The organism is Parabacteroides bouchesdurhonensis (genome assembly GCF_900186615.1).
Classification (GTDB): Bacteria; Bacteroidota; Bacteroidia; order Bacteroidales; family Tannerellaceae; genus Parabacteroides; species Parabacteroides bouchesdurhonensis.
This window is the reverse complement of the sequence record NZ_LT896588.1, coordinates 3,441,728-3,459,170: the sequence shown is the minus strand read 5'-3', so window position 1 is coordinate 3,459,170 and position 17,443 is coordinate 3,441,728. Positions and strand designations below refer to the sequence as shown.

Annotated in this window: 14 protein-coding genes; 12 read left to right on the top strand and 2 right to left on the bottom strand. The window is 40.3% G+C overall.

The genetic code is table 11. The features are described 5' to 3' along the window. The first annotated feature begins 5 nt into the window (after window positions 1-5). From C1721_RS14945 to C1721_RS14905, 8 genes are all read left to right on the top strand, one after another. Window positions 6-332, top strand: a complete 327-nt coding sequence (locus tag C1721_RS14945; RefSeq protein WP_102408987.1) for an acyl-CoA carboxylase biotin carboxyl carrier protein subunit — start codon at window positions 6-8, stop codon at window positions 330-332. 145 nt (window positions 333-477) lie between these two features. Then, window positions 478-2,607, top strand: coding sequence for a tetratricopeptide repeat protein (locus C1721_RS14940; protein WP_102408986.1), 2,130 nt, complete (start codon window positions 478-480; stop codon window positions 2,605-2,607). A 51-nt stretch (window positions 2,608-2,658) separates the two neighbouring features. Next, window positions 2,659-4,614: a threonine--tRNA ligase gene (gene thrS, locus C1721_RS14935; protein ID WP_102408985.1), complete on the top strand. Its 1,956-nt coding sequence runs from the start codon at window positions 2,659-2,661 to the stop codon at window positions 4,612-4,614. Between the two features lie 33 nt (window positions 4,615-4,647). Continuing rightward, window positions 4,648-5,271 carry a translation initiation factor IF-3 gene (gene infC / locus C1721_RS14930; RefSeq protein WP_102408984.1) on the top strand — a complete coding sequence of 208 codons (624 nt, stop codon included), beginning with the start codon at window positions 4,648-4,650 and terminating at the stop codon, window positions 5,269-5,271. Between the two features lie 51 nt (window positions 5,272-5,322). Beyond that, window positions 5,323-5,520, top strand: coding sequence for a 50S ribosomal protein L35 (gene rpmI, locus C1721_RS14925; protein WP_102408983.1), 198 nt, complete (start codon window positions 5,323-5,325; stop codon window positions 5,518-5,520). Between the two features lie 112 nt (window positions 5,521-5,632). Further along, window positions 5,633-5,977 (top strand): 50S ribosomal protein L20, encoded by a 345-nt coding sequence (gene rplT, locus C1721_RS14920; RefSeq protein ID WP_102408982.1) that lies wholly within the window; start codon window positions 5,633-5,635, stop codon window positions 5,975-5,977. A 500-nt stretch (window positions 5,978-6,477) separates the two neighbouring features. Next, complete coding sequence (locus C1721_RS14910; RefSeq protein WP_102408981.1) at window positions 6,478-8,658, top strand: family 20 glycosylhydrolase; 2,181 nt, start codon at window positions 6,478-6,480, stop codon at window positions 8,656-8,658. 33 nt (window positions 8,659-8,691) lie between these two features. Then, entirely contained in the window at window positions 8,692-10,935 is a 2,244-nt protein-coding gene (locus tag C1721_RS14905) for a GH92 family glycosyl hydrolase (protein ID WP_102408980.1), read from the top strand. A gap of 161 nt (window positions 10,936-11,096) precedes the next feature. Here the strand turns inward: C1721_RS14905 and C1721_RS14900 are convergent, their stop codons facing one another. Continuing rightward, a complete protein-coding gene (locus C1721_RS14900) occupies window positions 11,097-12,023 on the bottom strand; it encodes a magnesium transporter CorA family protein (RefSeq protein WP_102408979.1) in 927 nt (308 codons plus the stop codon). 188 nt (window positions 12,024-12,211) lie between these two features. On the opposite strand from C1721_RS14900, the gene dnaB reads away from it, so the two are divergent. Together dnaB and C1721_RS14890 are read left to right on the top strand one after the other, a co-directional pair. Continuing rightward, a complete protein-coding gene (gene dnaB, locus C1721_RS14895) occupies window positions 12,212-13,729 on the top strand; it encodes a replicative DNA helicase (RefSeq protein WP_102408978.1) in 1,518 nt (505 codons plus the stop codon). A 47-nt stretch (window positions 13,730-13,776) separates the two neighbouring features. Continuing rightward, window positions 13,777-14,445 carry a hypothetical protein gene (locus tag C1721_RS14890; protein ID WP_234347511.1) on the top strand — a complete coding sequence of 223 codons (669 nt, stop codon included), beginning with the start codon at window positions 13,777-13,779 and terminating at the stop codon, window positions 14,443-14,445. Window positions 14,446-14,449: 4 nt separating this feature from the next. On the opposite strand, the gene C1721_RS14885 is transcribed toward C1721_RS14890, so the two are convergent. After that, a complete protein-coding gene (locus C1721_RS14885; protein ID WP_102408976.1) occupies window positions 14,450-15,580 on the bottom strand; it encodes a glycerate kinase family protein in 1,131 nt (376 codons plus the stop codon). Between the two features lie 78 nt (window positions 15,581-15,658). Between C1721_RS14885 and C1721_RS14880 the strand changes: the two genes are divergently transcribed. Further along, on the top strand, window positions 15,659-16,402 hold the full coding sequence (locus C1721_RS14880; protein ID WP_102408975.1) for a DUF5131 family protein: 744 nt from the start codon (window positions 15,659-15,661) through the stop codon (window positions 16,400-16,402). A 2-nt stretch (window positions 16,403-16,404) separates the two neighbouring features. Next, on the top strand, window positions 16,405-17,373 hold the full coding sequence (locus C1721_RS14875) for an Acg family FMN-binding oxidoreductase (protein ID WP_102408974.1): 969 nt from the start codon (window positions 16,405-16,407) through the stop codon (window positions 17,371-17,373). Window positions 17,374-17,443 lie beyond the last annotated feature (70 nt).

Here is a 17,443-nt window from a genome sequence, read left to right as displayed (position 1 = left end):
ACAGTATGGAAAATAAAGAAAAAGAATTTGTAGATTTTGTTGTAACAGCACGTAAATATAAAACGTTGCTTACTGCAAAGTATAAAGATCGTCCGGTTTGGCATAAGCCATATCAGGGAGATGTAATTTCTAATTTGCCCGGAACAATCGTTAAGATAGAAGTAAAAAAAGGCCAGGAAGTTAAAGCTGGTCAACTGCTGCTTATCCATCAAGCGATGAAAATGTATAATCGGATTGTTGCTCCAATTTCAGGAGTAATTGCCGAGTTGGCAGTAAAAGAAGGTGACAAGATCGGAAAAAATCATTTGATGATAAAGATTGATCCGAAGTAATTGATAATGATATATGATCAGAGCTCCCGTATAATAGAAGTTATACGGGAGTTTTTTATTGTCAAGATGGATTGTGAATAAGATAATTTCCTTATTTTTGCCCCTTATTCGGGCGAATCGCATTTCGCCTTTATAATTAAAAAGGATGAAAAAGGCAATACTCTGTTTAATACTACAAATATGTGCGTTTTCGCTATTTGCTCAAATAAATACGGATCGTGTATTGGCAATAGGTCGAAACGCATTATACTTTGAAGATTATGTTCTTTCTATACAATACTTCAATCAAGTGATCAAAGCAAAACCTTGGTTGGCCGAACCTTATTTTTATCGAGCTGTGGCAAAGATTAATCTGGATGATTTTAAAGGTGCAGAAGAAGATTGTTCTTTATGTCTTCAACGGAATCCGTTTTTGGTGCAGGCTTATTATGCTCGAGGTATAGCTCGTCAGAGTCAAGAGAAATATAGTGAGGCTATTGCTGATTATCAAAAGGGTCTGGAGTTTAAACCGGAAGATCGACAAATGCTGGTAAACCAAGCGGTAGCATATATTCAGAAGAAGGATTATAATGGGGCAGAGAAAGTTTTTAACGTCTTGATGGAAGCGCATCCTAAATATTCTATGAATTATTTGACGCGCGGTGCTATGTATTTGGAAAAAGGTGATAGCATAAAAGCATTGGCCGATTATAATAAAGCAATAGAAATGGATCCGTATTATGCACCTGGATATGGAAATCGTGCCATTTTGCATTATCAGATGAATGATTTGAAAGACGCATTGACTGATTTGAATGAAGCGATTCGTTTGGATACTCGAGAAAGCGGCTACTATATAAATCGAGGTTTGGTACGCTATCAGATGAATGATTTACGTGGAGCAATGGCTGATTATGATCAGGTAATAGGCATGGATCGGCGTAATCTGATAGCTCGTTTCAATAGAGGATTATTACGTTTCCAAGTTGGAGATAATAATCGTGCTATTGAAGACTTTGATGTTGTCATAGAAGAAGAACCGGATAACTACATGGCTTATTATAATCGCGCTTTGCTACGTGTGGAAACTGGAGATTATGCCGGAGCCATTAGTGATTTTGATGTTGTGTTGAGGCAATATCCAAACTTCTTGTCTGGATATTATAGCCGTGCAGAGGCGAAACGTAAAATGCATGATTTTGCAGGGGCAGACCGTGATAATTGGACTGCTTATGAACTGGAAGAGAAGATGAGAAAAGAACGTCTGGCTGCTCGAACCGGAACTGCTACAGCTGACGTTTCTACCGATTCTAAGGCTGATAAGAATACGCAATCTAAGGAAGAAAATACACGTGAACAATCAGATAAGAATATTAATAAATTTAATCGTCTGGTTGTTTATGATAAGGAACAAGAAAGAAGAAGTAAATATCAGAGTGAAGTGAGAGGCCGTGTACAGGACCGGAATGTTCGTGTAGATCTGGAACCTCAGTTTATTCTGACTTATTATGAAAAACCGGATCCGGTGAAGAAAATTGTCTATTATGATAAGATGATAGAGGATTTCAACAAGAAAATGATATTACCTCGTAAATTGCTCCTTACAAATGAAGAAGCCGCTCTTACGGAAGACCAGATATCCCGGCATTTTACTTCTATAGATGATTATTCTTCTAAGATTAATCAAAATCCTACAGACGCAAATGCATATTTCGGACGTGCTTTGGATTTTATGCTTGTACAAGATTTTGTAGAAGCAATAAAAGATTATGATAAAGTGATTGAACTAGATCCGTCATTTGTTATGGCATATTTTAATAGGGCAGTTGTCCGTTATAAACAAATGATGTATGATCAATCACAAATGACTTCTATTGATAATGATTTGTCATCAATGAGTAGTATGAGTTTTAGTGTGGGAAAGAAACCCCAAACTCAAAATAACAATCCGGTGGATGCTTCGACGGCTATGTTGAAAGATAATAAGCGGGCTTATGAGCATGAAATGATTGTTCGTGATTATGATATGGTAATTAAATTGAATCCGGGATTTGTATATGCTTATTTCAATCGAGGAAATTTGCGTTGCGCCCAGCGGGATTTCCGTGCAGCCATTCAAGATTATAATGCCGCCATTGAAAGAGATCCTGAGTTTGCGGAAGCCTATTTTAATCGTGGGCTCGCTCGTCTTTCTTTAGGAGACGCCAATCGTGGAATTGCAGACTTAAGTAAAGCCGGCGAGTTGGGAATCATTAATGCGTACAGTATTATTAAACGCATGATGAGTAATAATTAAAAAAAGAATACTACCTTTGCAGATTAGTAAAAGAATTTTAGTAAACAGATTATGATAAAGATTACATTTCCGGATAATTCTGTGAAAGAATATGTCGAAGGAACGACTGCAATGCAAATCGCAGAAAGCATTAGTTCTCGTTTGGCTCAAGAAGTTTTGGCTGCAAGTGTAAATGGTGAAATATGGGATTTAACCCGTCCTATTTTTTATGATGCTTCAGTAAAGCTTTTTAAATGGGATGATGAAGAAGGTAAACACGCATTCTGGCATTCCAGTGCTCACCTTATGGCAGAGGCTTTGCAAGAATTGTATCCGAATATTAAGTTTGGTATAGGTCCGGCTATTGAGAATGGTTTCTACTATGATGTTGATCCCGGTGAAGCAACGATTAAAGAAAGCGATTTTCCCGCTATTGAAGCTAAAATGCTTGAATTGGTTGCCAAGAAAGAAGAAATCAAACGCCAGGATATTTCGAAGACAAATGCCTTGAAAATGTTTGGTGATAGAGGTGAAGTATACAAAACGGAGCTGATTAGCGAATTAGAAGACGGAACAATCTCAACTTATACGCAAGGTGCATTTACAGACTTATGTCGTGGTCCACACTTGCCTAATACATCTTATATAAAGGCTGTAAAGATTTTGAGTGTTGCCGGTGCTTATTGGCGGGGTGATGAAAAACGTAAACAGTTGGTTCGTTTATATGGTATTACTTTCCCAAAGAAAAAAATGTTGGATGAATATTTGGCATTGATGGAAGAAGCCAAGAAGCGTGATCATCGTAAGATCGGTAAGGAGTTGGAACTGTTTACTTTCTCAACCGCAGTAGGAGCAGGTTTGCCATTGTGGTTGCCGCGCGGAACTCAGTTGCGTCTGAAATTGGAAGATTTCCTGAAACGTATCCAAAAGAAATATGGTTATCAACAAGTGATGACTCCACATATCGGAGGTAAGCAGCTATACGTTACTTCCGGTCACTATGCCAAGTATGGAAAAGACTCATTCCAGCCTATTCATACTCCACAGGAAGGTGAGGAGTTTTTGCTGAAACCGATGAACTGCCCTCACCATTGTGAGATTTATAAGGCATTTCCACGTTCATATAAAGATCTGCCTCTTCGTTTTGCAGAATTTGGAACGGTGTATCGTTATGAACAAAGCGGGGAATTGCATGGTTTAACTCGTGTACGTGGTTTTACGCAAGATGATGCTCATCTATTCTGTCGTCCGGATCAGTTGAAAGACGAATTCCTGAAAGTTATGGACATTATCTTCATTATTTTTAAGGCACTTGACTTTGAGAACTTTGAAGCTCAAATTTCACTTCGTGATAAAGTGAACAGAGATAAATATATCGGTTCTGAGGAAAATTGGGAAAAAGCAGAAACTGCTATCATTGAAGCTTGTCAGGAAAAAGGCTTGAAAGCTAAAATTGAATATGGAGAAGCTGCTTTTTATGGTCCGAAGCTAGACTTTATGGTAAAAGACGCTATAGGTCGACGCTGGCAATTAGGAACAATACAAGTGGATTATAACTTGCCAGAGCGCTTTGAACTGGAATATACAGGAGAAGATAATAAAAAGCATCGCCCGGTAATGATTCATCGTGCTCCATTTGGTTCAATGGAACGTTTTGTGGCCGTATTGATTGAGCATACAGGAGGTAAATTCCCGTTGTGGTTGACTCCGGACCAGGTTTGCGTATTACCGATCAGTGAGAAGTTTAATGACTACGCGTGGAAGGTTGCACGTCAATTGGAAGAACAGGATATTCGTGTTCAGGTGGACGACAGAAACGAGAAGATCGGTCGTAAAATTCGTGAAAATGAATTGAAACGAATTCCTTATATGCTTATTGTTGGAGAAAAAGAAGCAGAAAATGATGAAGTTTCTGTAAGAAAACAGGGTGAAGGTGATAGAGGTTCGATGAAAATTACTACCTTTGCAGCGCTTTTGAATGGTGAAGTAGAGGAACAAATGAATCACTGGCAAAAAAGTAAACAATAAATAACTAATAACGAGGAGAATAAATCTTTTTGAATGAAGAATGACAATCTGAAAGAACAGTATAGAATTAACGAACGGATTCGCGTTCGTGAAGTTCGTTTAGTAGGTGATAACATAGAGCCGGGAGTTTATCCTATTCAGCAGGCATTAAAAATTGCCGAAGATGAAGGATTAGATCTGGTTGAAATTTCACCAAATGCTGCCCCCCCCGTTTGTAGAGTGATTGATTATCAGAAATTCCTCTATCAGCAAAAGAAGCGTCAGAAAGAGCAAAAAGCGAAGTCTGTGAAAGTCGTTGTGAAAGAGATTCGTTTCGGACCTCAAACAGATGATCATGATTACAACTTTAAATTGAAGCATGCGAAAGGATTCTTGGAAGAAGGTTCCAAAGTGAAAGCGTATGTATTCTTTAAAGGTCGCTCCATTCTTTTTAAGGAACAAGGTGAAGTATTACTGCTTCGTTTTGCCAACGATTTGGAAGAATATGGAAAGGTTGAACAATTACCCGTATTAGAAGGTAAGCGTATGATTATTATGCTGACTCCTAAAAAAGTTAGTGTTCCTAAGAAGCCGGAAGCTCCCAAAGTTGTTAAAAAAGTAACAGACACTCCGAAGCCAAAGGTTGCTCCTGAAAGTGACGAGATAACTGAAGAATAAAAAATCTGCCTTGTGGCAGTTAAGTTTAATAATTAAAAACAAAATTGGAAAATGCCTAAGATGAAGACTAATTCCGGTGCCAAAAAGAGGTTCGCCCTTACCGGAACAGGAAAAATCAAAAGAAAACACGCTTTTAAAAGTCACATTCTGACAAAGAAGACTAAAAAGCAAAAAAGAAATCTTACTCACACTGGCTTGATCGCTAGCGTAGATGTAAGCAATGTTAAGCAGTTGCTTGGCTTGAAGTAATCTTTTTTATATTAAGCGAGTTTTAACAACGATTTTTATTAACCGAATGTATTTAGCTAATTAAGATTATCCAGAGATTGGATGACGCTAACATTCAAAACAGATTAGAATTATGCCTAGATCAGTAAATCATGTTGCTTCAAGAGCAAAAAGAAAACGGATTTTAAAACTTACCCGTGGTTATTATGGTGCACGTAAGAACGTTTGGACTGTAGCTAAAAATACCTGGGAAAAAGGTTTGACTTATGCATTCCGCGACCGTCGTAACAAGAAACGTAATTTCCGCGCATTGTGGATTCAACGTATTAATGCTGCTGCACGTTTGGAAGGTTTGTCATATTCTCGTTTGATGGGGGCTTTACATGCTGCCGGTATTGAAATGAACCGTAAGGTATTGGCCGACTTAGCTGTAAATCATCCGGAAGCTTTCAAAGCTATCGTAGCAAAAGTAAAGTAATTTAATGTTATACGTGAATGAAAAAGGGCTTTCTGAAAGGAAAGTCCTTTTTTGTTTTTATGGGGTAAACATTCTTTTTTTATGCTTAAAACATTTGGAAATATCAATCCTATTAAATATCTTTGTAAAAAGAAAGATGAGTTAAGCCGCACTTGTTCGATTGGGAAACTCATCAGATAATTTTAATTCCGAGACATAGCTCTTGTTGCTGATGGCGGGCCGCGCCCTTCGGGGTATGCTTAGCACAGCGGATTACAAAGGTGGCAAAGCACTCAAATCCTGTCATACGGAGTTTGTTCACATCTACGGTGCGGCTTTCTTTTCAGATATGAAATGGAAAATCTCGTGAGAGGTTTTCCATTTTTTATTTATACCGTAAAAACATTCCTTTCGGAAGAAAATCTAATTCCTTTTAAAAGAAAATGAAAATACATTCGGAAGGATTCCTTTTTCCGTTGTATATTTACATGCCAAGAATTAACACACTAAAATAATAATTTATGCTGTTGCCAAAATGTTCTTATAAAAAACTCACGGGAATTGTTGTTGCATATTCTCTGTTTCTGGTTGCTTGCTCGCCAAAAGAAGTATCACAGATAGACTTAATACCAAAACCGGCAAATATGAAAATAAACGTCGGCTACTTTAAAGTAGACAGCAATCAGATCTTTTCAGATGAATCATCGCAATTTATACATTATATTATAGACGATTCATTTGATAAATCTAATCCCGAAGGATACGAACTTATAGTTAACGATCAGGGAATAGCAGTAAAAGCCGGAACAGACACAGGTCTGTTCTATGCCAGGCAAACCCTTCGGCAATTATTAACAGATAAAGGCATTCCGTATGTAGACATCCATGATGCTCCCCGTTTTCCTTACCGTGGTTTGCATCTTGATGTTTCCCGCCATTTCTTTCCAAAAGAAGAAATTTTGAAACTGCTGGACATAATGTCCTACTATAAACTGAACAATTTACATATGCATCTGACCGATGCCGGTGGATGGCGTATTCAAATGGATAAATATCCGAAACTCACTTCTGAAACCGCTTACCGTACTGAATCCGACTGGCAGAAATGGTGGGATGGTAAAGACCGTAAGTATCTACCGGAAGGAACTCCCGGTGCTTATGGTGGATATTATACCAAAGACGATATCCGCGAAATAGTAGCTTATGCGGCCGAACGTCATATCAACATCATCCCCGAAATCGAATTTCCAGGCCATTCGGATGAAGTATTGTTTGCTTATCCGGAACTTTCCTGTTCCGGTAAACCTTATATGAATGGCGATTTCTGTATAGGTAATCCAAAGACATTTACTTTTATGGAAGACGTTTTGTCTGAGGTTATAGATTTATTCCCATCTGAATATATACATGTAGGAGGAGACGAAGCCGGCAAAGGATCTTGGAAGACATGTCCCAAATGCCAGGCTTTGATGAAGAAAGAAGGTATGAAAGATGTAGACGAACTGCAAAGCTATATGATTCATAAAGCAGAAGACTTTCTTATCTCCAAAGGCCGTAAATTAATAGGTTGGGATGAAATATTAGAAGGCGGGTTAGCTCCCGAAGCAACCGTTATGTCGTGGCGTGGAGAAAATGGAGGCATCAAGTCGGCCCGTATGGGACATGATGTAATAATGACTCCCGGCGGCTATATGTATTTTGATTTCTACCAAGCTGATCCGAAGACACAACCGTATGCAATAGGTGGTTATACTCCGGTTAAGCATGTGTATAGCTATAATCCTGTTCCGGTCGATTCTTTGACGGCGGAGGAGAGTAAACATATTATCGGTGTGCAGGCTAATACGTGGACGGAATATATCCAGACGGCCGACCATCTTGAATATATGATGTTTCCCCGTGCTCTTGCTTTGGCCGAGATTGCCTGGACACCGCAAGAACAGCGCAGTTGGCAAGACTTTAAGCCGCGTATGAATGCCAACATCCCGGTATTGCAGAAGATGGGCATAAACACCTTTACCTTGTCTGACGAGATAGAAACGGTCATGAAAGTAGACACTGTAAAGAAGCAGATAGAAGTTGTGCTGGATGCCGAGAAATATCCGGCAGAGATTCGTTACACCACAGATGGAACTACGCCTACGCTTTCTTCCACACTATATAAAGGAACTATAGCCGCCGTTAAAGATTCCGCTTATATCAAAGCAGCCATCTTCCGTGATGGTAAATTGCAAGGAACACCTACAGAAAAGAAAGTAGATTATCACCGCGGTATTAACAAGCCTATACATTATAATAGTAAGTTATATAGCGGATATATGGCCGGAGGAATGAATGCTTTGCTGGATGGTTACCGGGGCGGACTTACTTATCTTGACGGGCGTTGGCAAGGCTATCTGAATGATTTGGATTGCGTGGTAGATATGGAAGAAGTAACCGGTATACATAAAGTTTCTATCCGTTTCATGCAACTGATAGGTCCGGGTGTATTTCAGCCGGGCAAAGTGGAGCTGCTAACTTCCGAAGACGGTGAAAACTTTATCCCTCAAGGAGTTGTTCCTACAACAATATCCAATAAAGACAAAGACCTTTCTTTTCAGGAATATATATTCTTTGGCGATTGGAATGCACGCTATGTTCGCCTGAAAGCAACGGAAGTAAATAATGCTTTTATCTTTACAGACGAGATAGTTATATGGTAAATTCATGATAAATAACACTAAAATAATAGATTAATGAAGACACAATTAATGACCTTCCTCTTGTGTGGCGGCCTGATGGCATCGGCACAGCAACCGGTAGATTATGTAAATCCTTTTATTGGGACAAGCAATTACGGCACTACCAATCCCGGAGCCGTATGTCCGCAGGGAATGATGAGTGTTGTTCCTTTTAATGTGATGGGATCGGAAACAAACCGTTTCGACAAGGACAGTCAGTGGTGGTCTACTCCTTATTCGTCGGACAATAATTTCTTTACCGGCTATTCTCATGTAAATCTGAGTGGCGTGGGTTGCCCCGATTTGGGCAGTCTGTTGTTGATGCCTACAAGCGGGGAACTGAATGTAAACTATAAGGAATACGGCAGCCATTATAAAGACGAAGTGGCTCATCCTGGTTATTATAGTAACGTGCTTACTAAATATGGCATCAAGACAGAAGCGACAGCCAGTATGCGTACAGGGCTGAGCCGTTTTACTTTCCCGAAAGGGCAGGGGAACATCCTGATGAATCTAGGAGAAGGCTTGACAAATGAATCGGGGGCAACCGTTCGTATCGTCAACGATACGGAAATAGAAGGAAGCAAGCTTTTAGGTACGTTCTGTTACAATCCGCAGGCTGTTTTCCCAATTTATTTTGTGATGAAGGTGAGCAAAGCACCGAAGCAGATGGGCTATTGGAAGAAGCAACGCGATATGAAAGGCGTAGAAGCCGAATGGGATATTTATTCCGGTAAATATAAGCTATATACCAAATACACTCGTGAGATGAGTGGAGATGATGTTGGCGTTTGGTTTACCTATGATACAGACGAGAACGAATCGATCGAGGTAAAGGTAGGCGTGTCTTTCGTTAGCATCGAGAATGCGCGCCTAAACATGAATACCGAGCAACCGGATTTCAACTTTGATAAAGTTCGTACGGCAGCCAATACGATGTGGAACAACGATCTTTCACGAGTAAAGGTGGAAGGCGGTACGAATGACGAGAAAGCTATTTTCTACACCGGCATGTATCATTTGCTGATTCATCCGAATATTATTCAGGATGTAAACGGAGAATATCCGATGATGGAAAGCCTTAAGGTTGGACATACTACAGGCAATCGTTATACCGTTTTCTCCTTATGGGATACATATCGTAACGTAAGTACTTTGATGACATTGCTTTACCCTGAACGTCAGTTAGACATTATCCGTTCCATGATTGATATGTATAAGGAAAGCGGCTGGTTGCCTAAATGGGAACTTTACGGACGTGAAACGCTTACGATGGAAGGTGATCCGTCTATCCCTTATATTGTTGATGCCTGGATGCGCGGTTTACGCGATTTTGATGTGGAAACTGCTTACGAGGCCATGCGCAAAGGTGCTACTACTCCGGGTGAATTCAACCTGCTTCGTCCGGACGCTAACGACTATTTCAGTAAGGGATACGTCCCTTTGCGTGAACAGTATGACAATTCGGTTTCTCATGCTTTGGAATATTATATAGCCGACTGGAATCTGGCTAACTTTGCCGAAGCTCTGGGTAAGAAAGAAGACGCTAAGTTGTTCCGTGACCGTTCCTTGGGTTATAAGCATTACTATAGTAAAGAATTCGGAACGCTTCGCCCCATTCTGCCTGATGGTACTTTCTATTCTCCTTTCGATCCGAAACAAGGCGAGAATTTTGAACCCAGTCCCGGTTTCCATGAAGGAAATGCCTGGAACTATACCTTCTATGTTCCGCATGATATAAAAGGACTTGCAAAGCTGATGGGTGGCGACAAGAAGTTTGTAGATAAGCTCCAGATGGTGTTCGATAAGGGGTATTATGATGCCGCCAATGAACCTGATATAGCTTATCCATATCTGTTCAGTTACTTTAAAGGCGAGGCTTGGCGTACGCAGAAAATAGTCCGTCAGCTATTGAAAGATTGCTACCATAATGCTCCCAACGGTGTTCCCGGCAACGAAGATACCGGAACGATGTCTGCCTGGGCTATCTTCTCGATGATGGGATTCTATCCGGCTTGTCCCGGTGATGTGAACTACGTACTTACTTCGCCGACCTTTAACAAGATCACTATTCAACTGGATAAGAAATTCTACCCGAAAGGTGAACTGATTATTGAGTCTATGCACAATAAACCGGAGGATATTTATATAAAGGACGTATTTGCAGGTGATAAGAGATTGAAAGGGTATACAATTTCGCAAGAGGAACTTGTGAATGCTGGTACGCTTCGTTTTGTGCTTGAAGATACGCATAAGTAAGCATCAGTACAGGATATTTTATAGTCAGGAACCTGATAAACTAATCGGATCACGGCCGTGATTCATATAGATCACATCTGTGATCCGATCAGATCACCCTTGTGATTTATATAGATCACAGGTGTGATCCGATTAGAATGTCGGGATTCCGTCATTACTTCCTAGAACCATTTAATCTTCCTGAAGATAACAAACGCCGTAGCCGATAGTATGATGGAACAGATAACAATTATGGCAAATCCGTATTGAGTGTCTTCCATATGGATCGGAACATTCATCCCATAGAAGCTTGCTATCAGGGTTGGAACCATTAACACGATGGACAAAGAGGTCATACGTTTCATGATCGTGTTTACATTGTTGGATATAATAGAGGCGAACGCATCCATTGTTCCTGTTAATATGTCGCTGTAGATGTTTACAGTAAGGTGAGCCTGTTTTAGCTCGGTTTCCACATCTTCCAACAGTTCTTTATCCATATACATTGGTTCCTGAAAAATACTTTGCAGCTTGGAAAGCATTACCTCGTTGCCACGAATGGAGGTATTGAAGAATACCATGCTTTTCTCCAACTTCATTAACGTCAGCAAATCTTCGTTACGGATACTTTTCTCCAAAGCCTTTTCTGCTTGGTTAACGGCGTTGTTTATCTGTTTCAGATATTTCAGATACCAAACGGCTGACGAATGGATAAGACGTAATATTAAATCGTACTTATGGCGTACAACCACTTCCTTACGTCGTGTATATTGGATGAAGTCCGGAATCAGTTCGGTTTTAAAATAGCAAATAGTTACAATCACTTCATTATTCGTGATAATACCGATGGGAATGGTGGTAAAAGGAATGCCCTGTTCTTGACTTTGCACCGGAATACGCAGGATAGTGAGTAGCCAGTTGCCTTCGTATTCAATACGGGCGCGTTCGTCGGTATCGGCAATGTCGCTTAAAAAAGATTCGGGAACATGGAACTCGTTAATAAGGTACTGGATGTCATCGTTTGTGGGACATTCAACGTTTATCCAGCAATTAGGAAGCCAATGGTCTTTTTCTACAAAACCGGCTTCGCAATAAAGAAATCTTCTCATTATTGCCTCCTTTCGTGTTGTTTACGAGCAGAGGATAATGATGTAAATCCTCCGCTACTTAATTTTTACTTGTTTTTGTTTCTCGCGGAATACTGTCGTCCATAATTGAATAATTACTTTTTACGGCTGCAAAGGTAGTAAAATTATTGAAAAGTGTTACCTTTGATTTCCCAATTAAGAAAAAGGAAATGGCAGAAGGAAGCAAAAATACAGGAAGAAGCAGGCAGAAAACCGTGATAGTGCCCGACATGGGACGGCTACAGCCGCAGGCTCGTGAGTTGGAAGAGGCTGTGCTGGGTGCGTTGATGCTTGAAAAGGATGCTTATTCGATAATCAGCGAAATATTAAAGCCGGAATGTTTTTATGAGAAATCTCATGAGAAAATATATTCGGCTATCGTGGATCTGGCTATTAGCCAGCGTCCCATTGATATGTTGACTGTAACCGAGCAGTTGAAGACAAGAGGAGAACTGGAGGAAGTAGGTGGTCCTTTTTATATCTCTCAACTGACAAGTAAAGTGGCCAGCAGTGCCCATATCGAATATCATGCCCGTATCATTGCGCAGAAATATTTGGCGCGTGAGTTGATCTCCTTTACTGCCATGATTCAAGGCAAGGCTTTCGACGAAACTATTGATGTGGAAGACTTGATGCAGGAGGCAGAAGGTAAACTGTTTGAAATATCCCAGCGTAATGTAAAGAAAGACGTCACCCAAATCAATCCGGTTATTAAGGATGCTATGGAACTGTTGCAGAAAGCCGCTAACCAGAAAGAAGGATTAAGCGGGCTTCGTACCGGTTTCGAGGCGCTGGATAAGATTACTTCCGGATGGCAAAATTCTGATTTGGTAATTATTGCAGCCCGTCCTGCTATGGGTAAAACGGCTTTCGTGCTTTCAATGGCCAAGAATATGGCGGTAAATTATAATACTCCTGTGGCGTTATTCTCTCTTGAAATGAGTAACGTGCAGTTGGTGAATCGTCTGATTGTAAATGTCTGTGAGATTCCGGGAGAGAAGATTAAGAGCGGGCGTTTGGAGAGTTATGAATGGGAACAACTGGATTTTAAGATCAAAGAACTGTATGACGCGCCTATTTATGTAGATGATACGCCTAGTTTGTCTGTCTTTGAGTTGCGTACCAAAGCACGCCGTTTGGTTCGTGAGCACGGAATTAAAATTATCATTATTGACTATTTGCAGTTGATGAATGCCAGCGGGATGAATTTCGGCAGCCGTGAACAGGAAGTAAGTACAATATCCCGTTCATTAAAAGGTCTGGCCAAGGAATTGAATATTCCTATCATTGCATTGTCTCAGTTGAATCGTGGCGTGGAAGCCCGTCAGGGAGCGGAAGGTAAACGACCGCAGCTTGCCGATTTGCGTGAATCCGGGGCGATTGAACAGGATGCGGATATGGTTTGTTTTATCCACCGTCCTGAATATTACAAAATTACGGAAGATGAACGGGGTAATTCGCTGATTGGTCTGGCCGAGATTATTATTGCAAAGCATCGTAACGGTGCTGTAGGAGATGTCAGGCTTCGGTTTAAAGCGGAATTTGCCAAGTTTATGAATGTTGAAGAAGATATTCGAATCCGGGAATTTTCTTCCAATATGAATAATTCTTTGGAAGTTATGCCGCCAATCACACCGGAAGGACAAGATTTTCTAAGCCAGGGAAGTAGCAACGAAGTGCCTTTCTAAAGATGTGTGGTGTGTCGCTTTTAGTAATAATTTAATATACAAATATTATGTGGTTCAATAAGTTTACTCTCTGTGGGTTATTGTCTGCCTTATTTGTGATGACTTCATCTGCGGAAAAAGGCGTGACTTTTGAAACGGCAGTTAGAACTGCTGTGACCCGGCAAATGGTTACGTATCCTAAATCTACATTGAAAGATTTGTATAAGAACTTCTTTCAGGACAAATTCGGTCCGGGACATATTATTAATGATGTGGCTTCTGCCGCCCGTTATTTGCGTCATGAAATGGACTCTTATTCCAATATGTCAGGTGAGGTTGCCGAACCTACGGGATGGGAAGGTAATTTCTATCGCGTAAATCTGTCTGTGCTAAAAAAGGGTATAATTCCGTATGATGTGTTTCTAGAGGCTTTTGTAAGAAGCGTAAACGGGATTCAACCTGTCTCAATAGAGAAATGGCGTGATGAATGGCATTCTATAGAAACGATTATCCGTTCGATGAATTTGTTTTTGCCGGATTATGAGGCTGATAAGGCCGAGATAGAGAAGAGGCTGGCAAATGGGGAGTATGTAGGCCATCATAGCAGTATATTTGAGGAAACATATTCTCCGCATTATCGTATTATCAGTAAATTGATTTTTGAAAAAGAATTGCTTCCTTTATTGTTAACCAGAAATCCCAGAAGTTCGCAAGTTCAGGTAATTGAATGTAATTGACAGTTCATGAAGTAATCCGGCATATTTGCCGGATTAATCTTTTTATATTCTCTTTTGCAAAGTTAGCTTCCATAGCCGCCTCCAATGAAACCGGCGATGGCGTGATGGAAAATACACCTTTAAAACCGGCCTTATTCAATTCTTCCGTGTCTTCTACGCTTCCGGCTATGATGATAACCGGAATGTTTTGTTTCTGTGCTTCACGTAAAATGCCGGAAGGAACTTTGCCCATTATGGTTTGCCGGTCAACTTTACCTTCTCCGGTGATGATGAGGTCGGCGTTTTTGATCAGGTTCTTAAAATCGAAAGCTTCTAATAACAAATCGATACCAGATTTAAGGTCAGCGTTAAGGAAGGCTATAAAACCGCCCCCCATTCCTCCGGCTGCGCCCGCTCCGGGAGTTGATGTTATATCTTTCCCTGTTATTTGCCGGATGACATTGGCCAGAGATTGCATACCTTTATCCAGTTCCTCGATCATTTCATTATCTGCTCCTTTTTGCCGGGCATAGATATATGCTGCTCCTTCAGGTCCGCAGAATGGATTGTTTACATCGCAAGCAATAGTAAATAAAGAATCTTTCAATGCCGGGTGTATATTGCTGTTATCAATATGAAATACTTTATCCATGATTCTGCCTCCTGTCTCCAGTTCCATACCTGATTTATCCAGAAACCGGAAGCCAAGTGCTTGCAGCATACCTAATCCGGCATCATTCGTAGCGCTTCCTCCTATGCCGATAATGAATTTACGACATCCTTTATTTAGAGCATCCTTTATTAATTCTCCCGTTCCATAGCTGGTTGTAATCAATGGGTTTCTTTTTTCGGGAGGAATAATAGGAAGCCCGCTTATTGTTGCCATCTCGATAAAGGCAGTTTGCCCGTCTTTCGAGATACCGTATTGAGTTTCTATAACTTCCATCAAAGGATTATGGGCGTATAGCCGGACATAATTTCCTTGTGTGACCGACATTAGTGCGTTTAGCATTCCTTCGCCTCCATCGGCAATGGGTAGTTTTATTACCTCGCATGCGGGGTAAATACTTTTTACTCCTTCTTCTGCGGCTTGTCCGCATTCATCGGAGCTGAGGCAACCTTTAAATGAATCGATGGCAATAACTACTTTTCTCACGCGTAATAATATGTGGTATCCGGATTTGTTCTCAAAAGTAATAAATATTCTTGTATCTTTGTGTAAAAGCTCTCGATAATGGAAAAGGGGAAATCGTCTATATGGAATCCGTGGCATGGTTGTCATAAGTTAAGTGCCGGTTGCCAGCATTGCTATGTATACCGGATTGATGGCAAGCATGGTAAAGACAGCTCTGTGGTTACTAAGACGGAAAACTTTGACTTGCCTCTTCGCCGGAAAAGGAATGGAGAGTATAAAATTCCTCCGGGTAATTTGGTTTATACTTGCTTTAGTTCGGATTTCTTTGTGGAAGATGCGGACGAATGGCGAGCTGAGGTTTGGGATATGATGCGTATCAGGAAGGATATTGATTTCCTTTTTATAACAAAAAGAATAGATCGTCTGCAAACATGCTTGCCCGGCGATTGGGGAGATGGATATGATAATGTTACGATTTGTTGTACTATGGAGAATCAGGATCGGGTAGATTACCGGTTTCCTATTTATAAAGCGGCTCCCATAAAACATAAAATAATAATATGTGAACCTTTATTGAGTGATATTGCTTTTCCGTTCTCTATAAAAGAGTGGGTGGAACAGGTTGTTGTTGGTGGTGAATCCGGTCGTGAGGCACGTGTTTGTGATTATAACTGGGTTTTGAATATACGAGAACAGGCAATAAAGGCAAATGTGGATTTTTGGTTTAAACAGACAGGCTCCCGGTTATTGAAAGATGGCAAGCTTTTTCATATTGCCCGCCAGTTTCAACATTCGCAAGCGAGAAAAGCCGGGATAAATGTCACATTGGAAAAAGGAGAATAACTATGCAGCATGATGATTTGATATTTATGGTAGAACAGGCGGTAAAGGCTCCTTCGGGACATAATACGCAGCCGTGGTTATTCCGGGTGGAAGAAAACCGTATTGATATACTTCCTAATCCGGAAAAAGAATTGAAGGTAGTGGATGCCGATAGGAGGGAGCTTTTTGTTTCTCTGGGTTGCGCTGCGGAGAATTTATGTATTGCCGCTTCTGTTAAAGGGTATAAAGCCGATGTTTCCATGCCGGAAGACGGATCATTTGTTTCGGTACAGTTTACTTCGTCTTCATCAGTAATAAAAAATCCGTTATATGAACAGATAAGCCAACGGCAAACGAATAGAAATGTATATAATGGAACGATTATCAAAGAAAATATTATCTACTCCTTACGGAATATACCGAAGGAAGAGAATGTGGGTGTTTGTTTTTTGCTGAATGGAGAGAGAAAGTATAATGTAGTAGCAGATTATATCATGAAGGGAAATAAGATTCAGTTGAGGGATAAAGCGTTTAAAGATGAACTTTCTTCCTGGATCAGATATAATAAGTCCCATGCCGAGGAAAGTGGAGACGGATTAAGCTATGCTGTTTTCGGAGCGCCGAATCTTCCCCGTTGTATATCAGAGATGATCATGAAAGCTTGCCTGAATCCATTTGTACAGAATCGGGGCGATAAGAAAAAGATACAATCTTCATCTCATTTTGTTTTGTTCACTACTCGCCATAATTCAATAAAAGAGTGGATCGGTTTAGGACGTACGTTGGAGCGTTTTCTTCTGGAGTTAACGGCTTCTGGTATTGCTTATGCTTTTCTTAATCAGCCTTGTGAGATAAAAGCATTATCCGAACAAATGAAACATTCTCTGTTAATTGATACGGAATATCCTACAATATTAATAAGGATTGGTTATGGGAAAAAGATGCCCTTTTCTCTACGGAAACACATAGACGAGGTTCTTTATGATATTTGATTGTATTTAATAGAGAAGTTTAATTAGTGAAATAATGGCAATTTCGTTTCTTTTTATATCTTCACCAACA